Here is a 16575-nt window from a genome sequence, read left to right as displayed (position 1 = left end):
CTTCTTAATAAGATGATAATGTTTTATTTATAAAATCAGTAATTGCTACTTTTTCTGGAGACATTTTTTTTATTATTTGGATACAAATATCTCTATAATTATTGTAATTCTTGTTTAACTTTGCATTATTTAATGCATCTATAAAAGCAACTTTATTTTCATAACTATCAAAATTATTTGCTAACCTTGTTTTTAAACAATACCCTACCTTAGCTAATAATTCAGTTACACGAATAGTGAGAGCAAATATTTGTTCAATTTTAAATTCAGCATCTAGTAAATTTCATTTATTAATTGCACTTTGATATTCTTTTATTAAAATATATAGCTGTTCTTTATTTGTTTTAAATAGATTATTTTTTGGATTAGTAACTAACTGACTAATTAATTTTACAAATTTTTGATCTGTCGATGAATATCAATCTACTATTTCTTCTATATAATAACCTGCTTTTTTTCAATTAGTTTTTTGAATAACACTAAATTTTTCAAGCAATAATCTTGATTCTTTATATATTGGAATTTTAGTATTATCCGATAACTCTAAAAGACGTATAAAATTTTTATAAAATAATAATATTCTTGCTTGTAAATCAGAACTACTAATTTTATTAATATTAATCTTTTTTGACATTATTCTTTTTGATAAATTATTTGTTACTTCAATATTACCTTCGGGTGATAAATCAAGATCTCTAATAACAGAGACGTTAATTTTTCCTCAACTACATTCTCCACACAATGTCCCAATAAAAGAAATAATAATAAATATAAATTGTGGAATAAATGGTAAAAAGATTCATAATAATTTTAACGCATCACTTGTCTCACCATAAATACCGTTAGAATAACCACTAAAGAAGGCGAAAGTTAGTCAATAACAATCTTTAAATTGATTGTTAAATATTTCTGAGTATTTCTGAATGGTTTCACTATCAACATATGGTGAATTATTTAAACTTATGAACCATGAAACACCTGATAAAAATGGTGAAGCTGATAAATAACTTAAAAAAGATACAAGTGTAAGTATTACTCACATAAGTCAGCAAATCATCATTGTTAATTGATAGCTTCTAACAGGTTTAACTATTATTACTATTCCTTTTCTACTTCTTGACTTATAACCAACAGAATGAATAATTAATCTTAAAACTAATAATACTAAGCAAATAAGACCTGTAGATAAAGGCAAATAAACTATCATAAAAATGTTACTAATTAATGAAAAATCAGGTGCACTATTAACTTTATAAAATAAACTCATTATATTTGTATAAATACTTGTATCAGAATATACTTCATTAACCTTTGCTAAATTATCTAAACTCATAATTGGAGAAAACATCATTAATACTGAAAATGTTATTAAAATTAGAGAAAAAATAGTTAAAGAGGTTAACATAAAGACTGATTTACGATTTTCTTTTAAAATTTTTATATTAGCCATATATTAACCTTTCATTAAACAATATAATTATACAATATTTTAAACTCTATATAAATAGGGTTTAAATGCAAGAGTAAGTTTTATTTTAGTAGGAAACCATTAAGAATAATAAATAGCACGAGTGTAAAAGTAAGTTATATTATGTCTTATTTATTAGAAACCTTTTATCTACTTAAAATATAACTTGTTTATTTCAAAAAAGCAACACAAAAATTAGAAAGATTTTATATTTCTTAATTTATTATTCTTTATTTTGTAAAACTTTTATTAATTCTTTATAAGAAGTAGACTTATTATTCAACATAGGTATATTAAACTCTTTACCATAAGTTTTAATAACCTTATAAGGTAGATATTGATTAAACATGTTATTTTCAATAGCTTCTACAAAATAGTCTTTTCACAAGAATATTGGATCTAGATTATTAATATATGCTAACCTTAAATTTATCAAATTATGAAATACCTTAAAATTATAGGACTTTGAGTTAGCGATAGCTTTAACATAATGATAAATATTAGACTCTGTAAAACAACCAATATAGTAGTCTTTTTTGTAAGACTCTATCCCATTTTTATTGTTTTTAATATATCTAATTAATTTTTTTATCTTATCTATTTTATCATCATCGACTTTACTCAAGGGTATAAGATAATTATCGACTAGGGTATTTACGCCATGAGTTAAAGCATTTATACAACAGTTAAATAATTGTTTATTATATTGACTATACATTTTAGGTGGATAAATTTTTGCTATTTCTTTTACTAAGTGAAATTTGTCTAATACAATCTTTCCACCAAATGAACTAGCTATTGATTTAATCCAATTTGCACCATCCCCACAAATTACATAGTTGAAATTTGTCTTTCCATAAAAGATTTTTATATATTTGTTTAAATCTTCAATTGTTTCATTAACAAAATTATTAGCTATTGATTTACATTTTTTAGTTCATGTTATAACTCTTTTATGGATAAGAGTACTATTTCTTGAGTCTGGTTTATCTGATTTACCAAGACACAAAGTAGCTACTCTGACTTGATATTTTGCTGCTTTATTATTTGTTTTTAAATTTACATAACTGTCATCGATAGAGATATATAAAGTATTATACTTCTCTATTTTTTTTGGAGCATTATAATGATTCTCTAAATATTCTTCATTAAAAGCTTCTAATCTTAGTTTTTTAACAAATCTGGAAATTGTAGATTTATGAAGTCTTGCTTCTGGTATAGCTTTATCTATGTCAGCATATTTGCTACTACCTTGAGATAACAAATTTATGACATGACTTTTTAGTTCGTGACTTCATTTGCTATATTTTTCTATTTGTAAATAGTCATCAACCAAAAATGTTCGTCTTCATTTTTTAGTTTCTGGATCTATAAATTTGTACCTTGTTTTTTTAAATATAATTAAGCCAACAGAAGTTAGTAACCTTCTTTTAAAAGTGCCGTCAGCATAATAACCTTGGTTCTTTCTTCATTTAGAGGTTTTAATTTCTAAATCTTTGTCTTCAAATTTAGAGACAATATCTTCTCTTAATCTTTTTAAATAGTCTTCTTTTTTTAAGTGAAACAGGTTTACCTGGTCAAACGCCAAAAATGGAAAACTATCATTTTTTACATAATAGTCTTTCATACTAATATAACTTACATTCCTTTACAAAGTAAATTTTACCATTTTTAGCCCTAATAATCAAACAGCCTATATTTGTAGAAACTAATAGCATGTTCGGCAGCATTAATAGCATCTAGTTTGTTTTTCTTTGGTCTTTCGTCTCTCAAGTTTTTTTCTGGGTGATTCTGACATCTATATAGTTGGTCATATACGTAACCGTGCTTTTTAGTAACTATTTCTTCACCTTGTATTACTTGAGTAACTTTTAATTGATTAGCAAAGAATAGCTTCTTTTCTGACAACAAACGTTTTCACATATAATGCCTAGACTCAATACTTCAACCTGATTTTCCAGTTGATTTAAATACTCCAAAGTTTAGATCTAACATGTCTTTTTTATAGTCATAGTTAGTCTCTAATATAAGCTTAATAAAATCTTTCACAGTTCTAGAATCTTGACCTATTCTAAATTTGGTCTTATCTTCAAGATATAGTCTATCATTATCAATCACATACTTTTTAGACACTTCAACTAATCACTCACAGATTGATTTAACTTTTAAAGTCATATCTTTAAATTTCTTTGTTGATATAGAGTATTCATTCAAAATATGTACTGATTCCACTATATCACCATTAAACTCAAAGCCTACGATGACAGTTACTGCGTCATCTCCATAGTCATTACCATCCGCATAATCACATCCAACTGTAATATCGGTAAATCAAAATCTATTAGTCTTTTTATTTAGATACTCTTCTAAGTCAAAAAATTGAGCATTTTCAACTAAGTCTTTTCTGTATGAATAAGCTTCTAAAGATAGTTCGTGTTCCCCGCCAAGAAATAATGAATCGTAGTGTTCTGGAAATTGATCTTTAAGACCTTCTCCAAACTCTTTAAGCTTTTCATTTAAATTATGTTCATTGATTGCTGTTGTACCTCTTACGATGGTTACTCCAACGTTCATGTAGGTAGAGTCTGTATATGTTAATACTGCTTTTTCTTCTAACTCTTTTTTTCTTTCTTCTGTTAAAGGACAAATAGCATCGACAAATAATCTATATATAGGGTGTCCAACATCATGATTATTAAAACCAAAAATTACTAAATGCTTTTTAAATATGCTTCAACCATTACATGTTAATTCTTTAATTGGATCTAAACATGTTGCTAGATTTTGACCTCTTACTATTTGTATAAGCATATTGATTAATTGATATCTATAATTATCTTCGTCTTTAATAGTTTCTTTTAAAGGGATTACCTCATCGATAGCGAACATACCTCACTCCCCAACTTCAGCTGGTACACCTTCTCAGTTTGCTGTATTATCAAAACCAACTACGTTTATTTTTCTTTTGTTATTCCATACCAAATCACATTTAGCATCACTGTCATGAACGGTAATCTCTTTTTCTGCTATTGCTTGTCCGATGGTTACTCCATATCTATCAAGGTCATTTATTACTTTTTTAAGAGTAGACATATAGCTTGTTCTTGCTGCTTTATATGTATACTTAGATAATATGCAATTATAGTCTTTAAAATTACATGTATAAAATAAAGCCAATAAACAGATTACATATGTTTTACCAAAACCTTTAGCACCTGATAAAACCATAAATAACGAAGTATTAGAAAATGGTGTTTTTAATTTATCTAAAAATACCTTTTCTAATACGTCAATATTAAAATTATAATTATTACTGGTTGGGTTTAAGTCTTTATATCTCATATAACTATACATAGCAAAATATAAAAAAAAGTCAAATTAATTGACCTTGTAATCTACTTTACTAATAAGTAAGAATGTAATCTTAATACTCATCTTCCCTACCAAAATGAGTCATACCTAATTTTGTTCATGTTAATCTTTTTTTTCGGGGCGAGCAGAAGGGAAAAAAATTTTGTTGCGGCCGCATTCTAAAGTTAAGAGTACTCTACAATACCAGTACACCAGTACACGTGTTAACACACCTGTACTTATGATACTTATATTCTCTCACACTTTTAAATAGGAGTCAACCAAATCTTTTTTTCATTCAGCGAGCCCCGCCCTTCCATTAAAAAACCAGCATCTAGCTGGTTATTCTTCTGTTGGTGATATACCTATCACTGATTTAATATACTTTCCATACTCTTCAGGTGGGCCAGCTCAATACTTATTGAGTGTATTGTTTATTGTTCCGTCTTTTAAATAAAATGTTATGTGACATGCATCATATCCAATTGCCTCACTAAGAACATATTTACTTACATTTCTTGTATCTACTTCTATAATCACCGGTCCACCTTGTGATTCAGAAGATACCCAAGAATTATTTGGACCCGCTGGGTGAAGTTCATATATTTTCTTTACATATGATTCACCACAACTAACAACTGACATTAAAGAAGTAGTTGTTACTCCATTTATTGATAAGAAACTTATTACTTTTAAGAAACCTTTCATATTACATCTCCTTATATAGTTATAATATCAAATTTATAAAGCTATTTTTAGTTTCTGTTTTATCAAATAAGTTTAGATCAATAATAAAAGAATTATTATTTACATCAACAAAGTTAAATCTTCACAACCCACTTCCATAAAAACTGGAAACTTTTAATTCTGATACAAAGGAGTTCTTGTCTAAAGAAAACTCGCCATTATTAGTTATACCATTTGATATAGGATTGTAATTAATAATCCCATTTCCATATTCCTGTTTTATAAGGTCTTGTATGCTTGAGGTATTAGAAAACTGCTTTAATTGATATTTTGAGTACTCACCGTTTGCTGTTTGTTGGTCAAGTGGCATAGAACTTGGTATTGAAGATGTTTCTACTTGAGAGGTTACTTCAGGAAATGCATAATGGTTATAGTCTAATTTATAGATAATATTATTAGAAATCTCTTTAACTTTAGTAGATATATTTTTACCTTTAAATTCAAAATATAATGATTTTAATTTTACCTTAATATCAGTGTAACCAACATAGTTTACTGGGTTATCAATTGCATTTTGTAACTCAAAATAAAATGGTAACAATATTTTATAATCATCATTATCACCTTTATTAATAGAAAAATTTGATTTAATATAACCTGATAATAAAGCAATTGTAGATTCTATTCTTTTTGTCATAGATGGATTTGAGTTAACCTTATCTTGATTTATTTTTTTTCAACTAAGTCAGTTATTTGTGTTTACTGCATATCTGTCTTGTTGAGAATACTTTTGACTTATTTCATAAATCCTTGTATCGTTAATTTTTTCTACCTGCTCACCATTAACATACTCAAATTTAGTTGCACCTTTGAATTCATAATCTTTTCAAAACGATTCTGTTAACATTAGTAACAATGTATCGAAAGCAGTAGTATATCTATAAGATTGCTTTGAAGTTACATTTACGTCTTCAATGCTTGTTATAGTTTGATACAAAGTTTGTCTAGTTTTGTTATCTGGGGCAGTGGTAACAGTATATCCGTATTTATCACCAACCTTAATCTCTGCGCTAGAATTATAGTCTTCCCATGTTGAATCAAAATAGTAACCATTATAAGAACCACCTTTTCACCTACCTACTTCTCTCTTGCCAAGAGTTGTATATCTAATAGAATATGCATGATCTATTCTTAATGTTGGATATTTAGAACTATCACCTAATACTAAAAAATCTTGTAAACTAAAATCATCATCATAATTTAAACCTTTAGAGTCTAAATATGCAGTTATATGTTTTAAAGGTATTATTTGGTCGCTACTTCAGTAATTAACAATACTTAAAACTGGTTGGGTTTGAAATGGAAAACATAACTTAGGATAAATTTCTGTTCCTTCTTTAGCTATTAATTCTGGAAAATGACCATCATTATCGACTACCTTAATATTACCTACTAGAGTACCTTTTGGAGTTGTTACGTGTATTTCTTTAATTTTTTCTGTCATTGGAGGACTTAATACTATTTTGATTGGAGGGGTCTTAAAGCTGCTTGAGAACTCCTCTATTGACGCAAAACTCATCTCCATACCATCTGTATCAACTGATCTAATAATTGTCTTTGCTACATATTGCTTTACTGTAGAGAAGTTATCTTCATTAATAGCTTCTTTAGTTAATAAATATAAACAACCTAAATCAATCTCTTTTAAATTATAAGTAATAAAATCTAAGTTTTCAGACCTTCTCATGATTTGTTCACTTGGATTCATCGGGTCCACAGTTTCAATCAAATCATAATCATCATCCGACTGACTTAAATAAGCTTTTATTTTAATTTGAGACCTTATATCAACTGACATAATAGTCATTTTATCTTTTGCTACTCTTAAACCCATACTAACCTTTTTTCCAGTTAATGTAGTTAACGGGTATAAATAAGCAGTAATAACCTCTTCTTCTAGATAGGTTAAATCTTCTATCACTTCAGTTTTTTTTAACTTTTGCTTGGCTGTAAATGAGGCTACAAACTCATCATTATCATCTTCTTCTTCATAGTCATCTATTTGTTCTTCATCATAACTATTTTTTATCATTAGTAATATCCTCCTTTTCAGTAGTATTAGTATCTATAGATACTTTAGTATTTGTGTTAGCTTGAGTAATTAATTGTGATACATTTTTATCAGTATTAAGGTTTAGATCTACATCGATAGTTACTTTATCTAGTTCATAATCATTTGGGAATTTATCTTTTATATTAGACTCTTTTAATACTATTAAAAACTTTTTAGCTAAATCCCTTAAAAAACTCTTCATGAGCATAGTTTCTCTTTCAATAATAGGACCAGTTAAGAATTGCTTAACAAGTAACTCAGCAGTTGATTGTTGAGCAGATTTTACTTCATCCATATTTGGAATACCTATATCTGTTTTAATCTCATTATATATATCATTTCTTGTGTTTCTCATTGTTTGCATTGTTGAAGTAGGATTTCAGTTAACTATATTTTCACTCAAGTTTTGCCCTTCTCCAGTTATATCAATAGGCTTAAGTTGTACTAATCCACCAGTTAACATCTCTTTTAACATTTCGTGTAATTGTACTGGGTTACTTTGACTGGTTACTGGTGCACCATTAAATAAGATTGCTCCTTTTTCTCATGCAGGTAAAACTGAAATTATCTCATCAAACATGTTTAAAGTTTTAAGTTTGGATCTAACCTTTTCACATCGGCTTTTTTCTCCTAAATCATTTTTAAGAATTGATACTGGAATAAAATCTCAATTTATGGTTTCTGTTTTAAGATTATTTAAGTGATTTAACACTTCAACTGGAATATCATTTCTTAAACTTTTAATTTCTTTATTATTTTTAATATCTACTAGAGTTGAATCTACTTGGATTTGACCTTGTTTTAAACTATAGTTTTTTTGTAGCAAATACACTGATTTTGCAAAAATAGGGTTATCATCAAAAGAAACAGAAATTTCTATTACTTTGTTGTTAATTATATTTCTATATACTACTCTTATCGGGGTAAGTTCAGGTCTTGAATAATATAAATTATTGCTGTCTTTTTCATCTAGTAGCATTTTTGTTATAAGCATCCCATACCTTCCTTGTTGCCCACTTCTAAATTTAGTAGTTCATAGCTTTAAGGGAAATTCTGTTAGATCCAGATATTTAACTAATAATTGCTCTAGTACTTTATTTGTTTGTCCTAAATGATTTTTAACAGTTCATTTAATATTAGATACATCGAACAAATCCGCAAAGAATTCATTAAAGGTTACTTCTTTCTCATGAGAAGAATCAGAAGAGTTCTGATTATATAAAATCTTAAATAACTTATTTTCATATGATTTTGGCGAATTTGATAGACTTGCACGTAAATCTGGGTCAAATGAATTAGCATTAAAAGACTTTAATATCTCTTCGTTTGATTTTGGCATTATATTACCTCTACTTTCTAATAACTTACTAATAACTCACTATTAACATACACCATAATTTTTTAAAAGTTATACAAAAAAACTCCTTAGTGGAGTTTTAGAACTTTTTAGCAAGTTTTAAGTTTTTGTCACGTTCTTGTGCATGATACAATTCACTAGACAAAGCTTTCATTTCTTTTTTAATATCTTTTACATTTCTATCAGTTGAAGCAACATCTATTCCATTTGCTTGAGCAAATTTATTAGATTGGTTGTATTGAGTTTCGTTCATAAAACGTCTTCTTAATTCAGCATCTCTTTTATTTGCTAAAAATCCAAGAATAGCTATTACAAAAAACATAATTAAGAACTCTCCACCTATTGAAATTAGGGATGCTGCTCACACTGGGACAGGCACATTTACATAAAAGAATAATAATGCTAGTACTACTGCTCCTAAAAGTCATGCAATTGAAATGATAATTAAGTTTCTTGCAACCCTTTTTGGGTTTTTTAATAAAGCTTTAAACATATTTTTTCTCCTTTCGAATTAAATACTTTATGAGGTATTTAATTCACTATCATCATTTAATTTATTTATTTTGTTCAATAGTTTTTCTTTTTTAATATTTTTTTTTTGTTTTTTAATACTTATTACATCTTTTTTATATTCTTTATCTTCAATAGCTTTAGCTAAACGATATAGTTTATAAGTATGCGGTAGATATCATATTAATATTAGTAGCAATACTGGTAAAAATTTAATAATTAAGTTCATAATAAACCTACCTTTTTTTTGAGGTATTATTTTTGGGCTTACATGAAGGATTGAACCACTACATAACGGAACAAGGGTTATAAATGCTTGATTGCCTCAATCTTCACTACCAAAATGAGTCATACCTAATTTTGTTCATGTTAACCAAGAAGGCATATCATTTCATAGTGGAGGAATTGCACTTCATGCACTTGTTAATACAGCTATTAATATCCAACTTAAACCATTAATCATATTTCCTTGATTTTCGAGTATCTTAGAACTTTTTTTTCTAAAGTTGTTATCAATTCACTCGTCATAAATTTTGAGTTCTTTTCTGTATGATTTAGCACTTTTAGTAAACCATAAAAATGTATAACTTAGTTTATAGTCAGGTCTAGTGGGTTGTAACAATGGCTGTGATTGTGGAGTTATTATATTTTCATTACTCATTATTATCACCACTTTCTCAATATTTTTTATTTGGATCTACACCTAGAGTTTTAAGACGATGTTGTTCTTTTTTATCTAATTCTTCGATCTTTGGTTTAATAGCTTCTAAATCATTTTTGATAGGTTCAATATCTGCCAGTGAAGCAGGAGTAGATTTTTTAGCTTCTTCTGCTTTTTTTTCTTCTTCTGCTTTTTTTTCTTCTTCAAGCTCTTTTCAATAGAAACTTCTTGATTGTGGACCTTGTTTAGTATTTTTTACACCAACAAATTTTCATAATGCAGCATATATACCTGCAGCTTTGTTGTAAGTTGTTCCGCTGGGTGAAGTTGTTCCAGAGACATCTCCATAATTATTAGTATAAGTTTTAACATTACCTAAGTTAATTAACCCTTTATTACCGTCAACTTCATAATCACCTATATTTGCTTTTTGTGCTGTATATAACTTTGTATTTGTTGGTGCAGAAAAGGTATGTGTATGTTGTATAACTTGTCCCTTTTGAATACCTAGAGTTGGGTTTAAATAATCAATCAACAAAGTTAAACCTTGGTATTCCTGGGAATTATATTGTCTTTCTCAACCTAAACCTGGACTTTTACCATCAGTTCACATATATTGACCAACAACATATTTATTATTAGGGTTTTTTAATTCCTCTAATTTTGTATCTATCTCTTTTAGTTTAGTGTTTAAATCTAATAATTTACTATCTAAGTCATTTGTTAGTTTTTCATAATTATTTTCAATTGAATTACCCCAAACTCTCCCAATTGGGTTTAATACATCTGTTTCACTAGAAGTTTGAAATGTCGTTGCTTCAGATATTATTCCAGAGTCTTTAGATAGATTTATAATAGCTCTTTTTTTATTTTCGGGAGTAGTTACAATTGTGTTGCTTTCATTTCTGCCTAATAATAAGATTTCATCATATACCCCTAATTTTTGAATTTCTTCTATAGGTTCTCCATCTTCATTAGTTTTTTGTTGATACAATATTTGGTCTTCACTGTTTTGCTTCAAACCTAATTGATTTCATATCTTATCTACATTTATATTTGTATATTCATGTTCTCTTTGGACATCATCATCCATTTGCTCCATAAATTTGTCAACTTCTTTTTTTGTATAAAACATTTCTGGGTCAAGTAAAAAAGGAATATCATATTCATTACAAAAACTTAAATACAACTTTTCAATATTAGCAGCTGTTCAACTTCTTCAAGCTTGATTACCTACTAAAGCTTCTAATGAAGATAATTGATTAGTTTGTATAGAATCACTTCTACCATTGTTATAAGTTGTTTGTGTAGTTCTTATATTTTGATATACAACTGCATCGTTCATCCTCAAAAAATCTATAGCTTTAAATGTAAATTTCTTTAAATGCTCTTGAACAGAAATGTGCAAATCAATTGTAGAAAAGTTTCTTTCTAAAATATTTCCTACTCTCTCATTAGCTAATTCTTGAGCAGCAAATGCATTTTTAGTAAAAAAGTCTTGAGGATTTTTATAACCTAAAGACTTTTGATAACTAGTTAATTTATCAAATTTGTTGGCAATACTTGGTCAGTTATTATAATACTCATCTCATGAAGTACATTTTCATAAATCAAACATATTTTAACCTCCCAATATAGAACCAACATGTTTGGCTCTTTTTCTTATAGTTTTACCAACTGTATTGTTAAATGCTTTTTTACTGTTTCAAGTAGAATCTAATATTAAGTCGCTTATACTTGATGAAAATAAACCTATTCCTGTAATTCTTTTAAATGGACTTTCAATTAGTTTTCTTAATGTAGATCTATATATACTATTTAATTTCTTAGATGAGTAGTTTTTAAAACTTGATAATACTCCAGCTTTTAGTATAGTTTTAATAGTAGTTACTTTTCTAACTAATTTATTAAAGTTGATAAATACTTTTTTTAACCCAGGAGATAAAATTTTAAATAACTTATCATTACCTTGATTAAAACCTCTACCTAATTCTCAATTATCTTTATAAAACTTATTTTGATTATTAGATAGTGCAAAAGCTTCTACAATTTGTAAATTCGTAAACACGGTTACTTTACGATAATAACTTACTCTACCAGGTTGTTTTTTTCATAGATAGGGTTTTTTAAAAATTTCTAATACACCTTCTCCAGATATTCCAGTGGGGGTGAAGCTAAAACCTAATAAAAAACTGTTTGGTTGGCAAGGTATTAAATTGTTATTTTTTACTAAATGTTTAGATAATTTGCTCAAATTTGGTAAATATTTGTTAACTTTTGAAGCAATCTTACTCATGACATTAGTAAATGGTTCTAACATTTTATTAACTGCTTTTTGAATATATGTAAAAGGATTAATCTTTTTAATTGCTCCTTTTACTTTAGTTTTATAGTTTTTTAATTGATCTATAATATTTTTTTGAAATCCTGATTTAACTCTTAAGATATTTAATTGAGCAAGAGTAGAATTTCCTAAATTAGTACCTTGTAGTTTTTTAATAACTTCAATAGCTTCTAAATCGTTCATTTTAAGAAACTCTTCAATTGATGTTCCACTACTTTTTTTAAAGTATGCATCATATTTTTTTATATTCATTTTTTTAATATCTACTAATAAACCAGGTTCTATTTTATATAAAGTTTTTTGAATATCTAATAAGGCTTGTATCTCTTTTTCACTAAATTGCTTAATAGATTTTTTCATTTCGGCAGTTGATATTGCCATAATTGATTGAAGTATTTCTATATCAGTAATTTTTGTAGCAAAAGATAATACTCTTTTATCTTTTAAGATTATGTTTTTTAAAGTTAAAAATTTTTTTATCTGATAAAAGTTTTTAACTTTGTTTGTTATATTTAAGGATGATAACAGTTCATGTTCATTGACAAGTTTTAATAACTTGTCATACTTTAACGCTCTACCAAATTTTCCAACATCTGATATTCCAAATAATAGATTCATTAAAGTGTTTTCTACAGATAAGTTGTCAGTAGCATAATCATATAATTCATTAACGCCAAAGTTAATCGACGTTTGAATAATTGAACTAGTAACGGCAATCCCTAATTGACTAAAGCCTAGCGCTTCAACAGCAGCAGTTCCAATACCAGCAGTTAGTGAACCGACAGCAATAGCTAATATCTGTATAAAAAATATCTTAAGAAAATCACCTCAAAATGAAGTATTAGTATCTGTATTTTTTGATGTTATCTTTTTTTTATAAGTAACTATTTGTGTTGGTTGTAAAGTTCTAGGCATTTAATCAGCGCTTTTGCTTTCTGGAGAAGTATTTTTAGAATTTTTAAATGCTAATATATGTTCATCCATAATCACTTCACCATTGTATCATTTGTTAATTACTGTAAATATTTGTCCATAAAATGGACCTTGTGTATATACCCCTGACTGAAGCGGAGTTTCAACATAACTTGCTCAAACATATGCTGATGGTACTAATGCAATAATATCATAACCGTAATCATCAATGTCCGCTTCAACACAATAGTATTTGTTAAGTATTTGATTTATAACAATTGAAGTATTTTCTAAATCATATGACAAACTATTTAATTTTGAGTTTGCTATGATTGTTGCAATTTTTGGTGAAATTAAAAATATTGCATTTGATACTTCAAACTTGTGTTTCTTAGCTTCCTTCTCAATTTTTTTAAAGATAGATATAAAGTTTTTTTCGTTTACTTCTTCATACTCCATAAAATTTTTTACACCTTCACATATTGTTTTGAGTGCAAATGCATCATATTTTGCTGCTTCTTGTCTTTCGATAACAATCATTTTGTTCTCTGCCCAATTTGGACCAGGTATATTTTCAGGCAATATTTTAGTATAAGAGGTAAAATTTTCAGTTAATTTCATTTGTACAATTTTCTCATGAGCATTAGTTTCAACGAAACCTGTTTCTTGTTTAAAGTCTTGTTGAGTTTCTACTTCTGTCATGACAGGTACTTTTATAATGGAGTTCATTTGTCCTCCATCTTGCTTTAATTCATTTGGAAATAAAGCAGCTAATTTCGATAAACCTAAGACATTTTCATGTCTTCAATTTTCGGATCAATATTCTTTTATTTGGTCAATTGTAAATGCCATATATTTTAACTCCTTCTTTTAAGTACAGCGGTGGTAAATCCTAAACTGCTTTTTGTTGAATCTTCATATTTTTGTTTTGGTTCTATATTTGGTGGTGGTGTAGAAATATTAGCCGTTTTTGTAAGCAGATTTTTCAGTTTTTGAACCTCTTCTTTTAAAGCTTTAACTTCATCATTATTTGAGATTGGTTCTTTTTTTTCTTCTATTTTGTTTTCTTCTATTGGATTTGTTTCTTCAAATTCTATTTCTTCAAATTCAAAACTACCATCTTCTTTTACTATTTCTGTACCATCTTCAGATAGTTTAATAACCCTTCTTTTCATACATACCTCCTTATAGCAATATGAGTGATTTAATACATAGCATAATTATTTATTTTGTCAATACCCCCACTTTTTTATGTTCTAATAATTTTTCAATAACGGGTAAACTACTTTTTTGACCTGGAAATCATCTAGCAAAAAAGTAACCTTTAATATAAATGACATCACCCTCTTTATACCTTTTAAGTTGTTTCATGATATTTGGTCTTCTTTCGTAAATAAAACAAAAACTATTAGATCATTTAACTCTAACTTCTAAAATTTCTTCTTCAATACCTTCATTTAAATTTAACTTTAAATTAATAGCATTAACTTTAACAATAGCTTCTAATATTGCATGTAATTGATTTTTATCTATTTTTTTTATCGCCATATGTAATTTTACTCCAATCAAATTTTTCAACTGTTAAACTTTTTTTTTCTTCACAAAAATGAGAATTTAAAACTGCTTCTGCATGAATTCAATGCTCATTTTTTTTACCATGTTTTAGTATTGCCTTTGATATATCTTCCTTATCTTTATGATGTGGCAAATGACCACAAAATTTAAACTTAAAATAATATCTTAATAACCCAATTAATTCTCTAGTAGCTTTAACTTCTTTATGTTTTTCAATTCCTTGGTGAAGTAACTCAACTGCTACGGTTTTAATCTCAATATTATCTAAATAAAAGTTACTCATTTTTTCTTTTATCCATAGTTTTATTAATTCAAAGGCTTCTATTGGATTAGTACAATAAAGTTGATCATGTCATTTTTTAGGATAGTTGTAATTATACGTTCTTAAGACAATGCCAGTAGTTCCCATGCCGGAAGGATCAATACCAATAGATATGTATGGTATTTTATTTTTCATTTATTATCACCTCAATAAAAGTTTAATATACAAAAAAATAAAAATTATTTTGATAGTTAAATATGTCTAAATTAGTTAAATATGTCTAAATTAGTTAAGTATGTTATATAGTTAGGTTTGTTAACATTAGTTAACCAAAAACCTAGGTTTATTTTTTTTGTTAAGAGTTTGTGAGAAACACAAAAATAACTTTTATAAAAAGCCTATTAGATTTGTTATTAGTTTGTTTTAAACTTTATCCTACAAAATATTAAAACTGTATACCCTTATTTTATTCTTTGCATACTATTCAGTTTAGGAAGTATTTTTATCATGTGTTTTATTTTTATCATGTGTTTTATCTTTATCATCATTTTTTTCTAAAATGAAACCATCATTTAATCAATCATATTCTGTTAAAGTAACTTTATTATTTTCTTGTCCTTTTTGTGCATTTACTAGATCTACATGTTCTTTTCTTTTATTAATTTCAAACTGTAACTTTAAAATGCGTTGTTCATTTTCTTTTATTATCTCTTTAAAACTAGAGTTAACAAAGTTAAATAATTCAACGTACTCAGCATATTTCTTTAAAGCTTTCTCTTCTATAATTTCACCATTTTTAGCATCTATTCATCTAAAGTGTTGTTTTCAACTTAATTTGACACCACAAGCGTATCAGTTACTCAAGTTAATTTTATGATTATAAAAGTTTAAATTTTTTGCTTGATAAATTAATTTTCCACTTTTTTTTGTTAAGATTTCGCCATAATCATCTTCATAATCTACTTCTTTTTGACCTTTCGGAAAATAGCATTCTAGTATTCTATTATTTTTTTTATCAGGAATTCAACATAAGATAGAGTTACTATCTTTTTTATGTTGTCATGACTGTATTCAATTGTTATCGATCATTATATTTGAAAGGGATTTGGCAGCATTAAATTGGTTTATTGTTTTTTCAGAAGCAATACCTAAAATCTCTTTTAGATTTTTAATTAACACTTTAGCATTAGTTTCTGAAAGAGCTGTATTTAATACATTTCTACTTGGTATATCTTTAAATTCGATTCCACACTCGTCAATCCTATTAAACAAGATTTTTAAATATCTCATCTGGTTTTCTGTTGCTCATTTAATATTTGTCATAATTTATCACCT

General features: G+C 27.1%; 15 protein-coding genes. All 15 read right to left on the bottom strand.

Features of this window, described 5'->3' with window-relative positions:
* Positions 1-4 precede the first annotated feature (4 nt).
* Complete coding sequence (locus SCORR_RS02515) at positions 5-1450, bottom strand: hypothetical protein (protein WP_094048804.1); 1446 nt, start codon at positions 1448-1450, stop codon at positions 5-7.
* A gap of 241 nt (positions 1451-1691) precedes the next feature.
* Positions 1692-3095, bottom strand: a complete 1404-nt coding sequence (locus SCORR_RS02510) for an Mbov_0401 family ICE element transposase-like protein (RefSeq protein WP_094048802.1) — start codon at positions 3093-3095, stop codon at positions 1692-1694.
* 50 nt (positions 3096-3145) lie between these two features.
* Complete coding sequence (locus tag SCORR_RS02505) at positions 3146-4810, bottom strand: hypothetical protein (RefSeq protein ID WP_157705346.1); 1665 nt, start codon at positions 4808-4810, stop codon at positions 3146-3148.
* A gap of 351 nt (positions 4811-5161) precedes the next feature.
* Entirely contained in the window at positions 5162-5527 is a 366-nt protein-coding gene (locus SCORR_RS02500) for a hypothetical protein (RefSeq protein ID WP_094048798.1), read from the bottom strand.
* A 19-nt stretch (positions 5528-5546) separates the two neighbouring features.
* Positions 5547-7598, bottom strand: a complete 2052-nt coding sequence (locus SCORR_RS02495; RefSeq protein WP_094048796.1) for a hypothetical protein — start codon at positions 7596-7598, stop codon at positions 5547-5549.
* Positions 7585-8958, bottom strand: coding sequence for a hypothetical protein (locus tag SCORR_RS02490; protein ID WP_094048794.1), 1374 nt, complete (start codon positions 8956-8958; stop codon positions 7585-7587). Before SCORR_RS02490 ends, SCORR_RS02495 begins: the two co-directional genes overlap by 14 nt.
* Before the next feature lie 97 nt (positions 8959-9055).
* Positions 9056-9469, bottom strand: a complete 414-nt coding sequence (locus SCORR_RS02485; RefSeq protein WP_094048792.1) for a hypothetical protein — start codon at positions 9467-9469, stop codon at positions 9056-9058.
* A gap of 27 nt (positions 9470-9496) precedes the next feature.
* Complete coding sequence (locus SCORR_RS02480; RefSeq protein WP_094048790.1) at positions 9497-10147, bottom strand: hypothetical protein; 651 nt, start codon at positions 10145-10147, stop codon at positions 9497-9499.
* Positions 10140-11765, bottom strand: coding sequence for a hypothetical protein (locus SCORR_RS02475; protein ID WP_094048788.1), 1626 nt, complete (start codon positions 11763-11765; stop codon positions 10140-10142). The genes SCORR_RS02480 and SCORR_RS02475 overlap by 8 nt, the downstream gene beginning before the upstream one ends.
* Before the next feature lie 3 nt (positions 11766-11768).
* Positions 11769-13406, bottom strand: coding sequence for a hypothetical protein (locus SCORR_RS02470; RefSeq protein WP_094048786.1), 1638 nt, complete (start codon positions 13404-13406; stop codon positions 11769-11771).
* Complete coding sequence (locus SCORR_RS02465) at positions 13407-14255, bottom strand: hypothetical protein (RefSeq protein ID WP_094048784.1); 849 nt, start codon at positions 14253-14255, stop codon at positions 13407-13409.
* Positions 14256-14260: 5 nt separating this feature from the next.
* On the bottom strand, positions 14261-14578 hold the full coding sequence (locus SCORR_RS02460; protein ID WP_094048782.1) for a hypothetical protein: 318 nt from the start codon (positions 14576-14578) through the stop codon (positions 14261-14263).
* 49 nt (positions 14579-14627) lie between these two features.
* Positions 14628-14951, bottom strand: a complete 324-nt coding sequence (locus SCORR_RS02455; protein WP_094048780.1) for a hypothetical protein — start codon at positions 14949-14951, stop codon at positions 14628-14630.
* Positions 14929-15435, bottom strand: a complete 507-nt coding sequence (locus tag SCORR_RS02450) for a hypothetical protein (RefSeq protein WP_094048778.1) — start codon at positions 15433-15435, stop codon at positions 14929-14931. The genes SCORR_RS02455 and SCORR_RS02450 overlap by 23 nt, the downstream gene beginning before the upstream one ends.
* Positions 15436-15729: 294 nt before the next feature.
* Positions 15730-16563: a hypothetical protein gene (locus tag SCORR_RS02445; protein ID WP_094048776.1), complete on the bottom strand. Its 834-nt coding sequence runs from the start codon at positions 16561-16563 to the stop codon at positions 15730-15732.
* Between the last annotated feature and the right edge of the window lie 12 nt (positions 16564-16575).

It is taken from the genome of Spiroplasma corruscae (assembly GCF_002237575.1).
Lineage (GTDB): Bacteria > Bacillota_I > Bacilli_A > Mycoplasmatales > Mycoplasmataceae > Spiroplasma_A > Spiroplasma_A corruscae.
The sequence above is the reverse complement of the archived record's forward strand: the minus strand, read 5'-3'. Positions and strand labels throughout refer to the sequence as shown.